Genomic DNA, 2,510 nt, shown 5'->3' with positions numbered 1-2,510 from the left:
GCAACACCGCCGCCAACCGCTCCGACGTCAGCGACGACACCACACCGTCATCCAGAACACCCGCCGCGTGCACCACACCCATCAGCGGGTGCTCGACCTCGACACCCGCCAGCACCTCCGCCAGCGCAGCACGATCCGCCACATCACACGCAACGAACCGCGCCCGCGCACCCAGGCCCTCCAGCTCCGCCACCAGACCGGCCGCACCCGGAGCATCCCCACCCCGACGACTCACCAGCAACAAGTGCCGAACACCACGCTCCACCACCAGATGGCGCGCAACCACACCACCCAACGCACCACTGGCACCCGTCACCAACACCGTGCCCACCGCACCCAGCTCGGCCACCTCACCCGAACCGACCACCGCGCGCACCAGCCTCGGCACGAACACCGCATCCCCACGCACCGCCACCTGCGGCTCCCCCGAAGCCACCACAGCCGACAACACCGCCCACGACGCCTCGGCCCCGTCGACATCCGCCAGCACGAACCGACCAGGATTCTCCGACTGCGCCGTCCGCACCAAACCCCACACAGCAGCCTGAACAGGATCCGGCGCAACACCGGCCTCGCAAGCCACCGCACCAGACGTCACCACCACCAACCGCGCATCAGCGAACCGCTCATCCGCCAACCACTCCTGCACCAACTGCAGCGCCTGTCCGGCAACTTCATGCGTACGAGACACCACGTCGCTGGCGCCGGAGCCGTCTTCTGCGAACGACACCGCCACCACACCCGGCACCGACTCACCGGCATCCGCCGCAGCTTCCCAGCCCTTGAAGGATCCCACCTCCAGCGCACTCACAGGTGCGCCCACGTCCAGCGGCAGCTCCGACCACTCCATACGGAACAACGCGTCCGACATGGCACCGGCCGCTCGCACCTGTTCCGCCGAGACCGGCCTCAGCACCAGCGAATCCACCGACGCCACCGGCCCACCGACCGCATCAGCCAGCACCAACGACACACCAGAACCAGCCGGCGCGATCCGCACCCTCAGAACCGACGCACCCACAGCATGAAGAGACACCCCCGACCACGCGAACGGCAGACGCGCTTCGCCGTCCTGGCCTCCCAACAGCCCCAGACCGTGCAACGCAGCGTCCAGCAGTGCCGGATGAACCCCGAAGCCCTGAACATCAACCCCATCAGGAAGGGCGACTTCCGCAAACAGGTCATCCCCACGCCGCCACGCAGCACGAAGCCCCCGGAACACCGGCCCATACCCAAGACCCAGATCCAGCAACTGCCCGTACAGACCCGCCACATCCAGCCCGACAGCATCCCGCGGCGGCCACTCCTCCAACGACTCACCCGCAGCCACACCCGCAGCCAACGTGCCTACCGCATGCCTGGTCCACGCCGTGCCCGCATCCGAGCCCGCTGCAGAGCGGGCGTGCACGGCGACATCGCGACGCCCTGCACTGTCCGCAGCCCCGACGACCAGCTGCAGCTGGGTATCGCCATGCTCGGACAGGACAAGTGGTGCCTCGAGTGTCAGTTCCTCGATCAGGTCACACTCCACGTACGAGGCGGCATGCAACACAAGGTCGACGAACGCGGTGGCAGGCAGCAGAACCGACCTCATGACCGTATGGTCGGCAAGCCATGGGTACCGGCCGGGCGACAGCAAGCCGGTGAACACCGTGCTCTCTCCCCCGGCGAGCGGAACCGCCGCGCCGAGGAGGAGGTGACTCACTGAACTCTGACCGAGGCCGCTCGCATCGGTGGGTTGCGCGACGCTGTCGGCGAGCCAGTAGTGCGCACGCTGGAAGGCGTACGTCGGCAGGCCGACGCGGCGGGCGCCGGTGCCGGCGAAGTACGCCGCCCAGTCGACGGACGCTCCGCGTACGTGGAGCTCTGCGAGTGCGGTGACCAGTGTCTGCGGCTCGTCACGGTCCTTGCGCAGAACCGGGACGAAAGCCGACTCCTCGACACAGTCCTGACCCATCGCGGACAGCACACCGTCCGGACCCAGCTCCAGGAACGTGGACGCACCCTGCTCCTGGAGGGAGCGCATCCCGTCGACGAAACGAACCGCCTCACGCACATGGCGTACCCAGTAATCCGCTGAGCAGATCTCGTCGTTCGTCACGACGCGACCTGACACATTGGAAACGACTGTGAACTGCGGTGAGCCGAAAGTAAGGCTCTCCGCGATCTTGCGGAACTCCCCCAGCATGGCGCCCATGCGCGGCGAGTGGAACGCGTGACTCACCCGCAGCCGCCTGGTCTTACGACCCTCTACTTCGAAGTGCGCGGCGATCGCGAGGACACCGTCTTCATCGCCGGAAACTACCGTTGCAGACGGCCCGTTGAGCGCCGCGATGGAGACACCCTCGTTCAGCAGAGGCAGGACTTCCGCCTCGGTCGCCTGGAGCGAGACCATCGCCCCGCCCGTCGGCAACGCCTGCATCAGACGGCCACGCGCCGCGACCAGCTTCGCCGCGTCCTCCAGCGACAGCACCCCGGCCACATGCGCAGCCGACAGCTCACCGATCGAA

At 67.7% G+C, this 2,510-nt stretch carries 1 protein-coding gene; it reads right to left on the bottom strand.

The genetic code is table 11. From position 1 onward, the window contains the following. Positions 1-2,510 (bottom strand): SDR family NAD(P)-dependent oxidoreductase (locus AB0P41_RS35910; RefSeq protein ID WP_365936196.1); only part of this gene is annotated, 2,510 nt, incomplete at both ends.

Origin of the sequence: Streptomyces sp. NPDC079167 (assembly GCF_040686735.1) — a bacterium.
Classification (GTDB): domain Bacteria; phylum Actinomycetota; class Actinomycetes; order Streptomycetales; family Streptomycetaceae; genus Streptomyces.
This window is presented reverse-complemented; position numbering and strand designations above follow the sequence as displayed.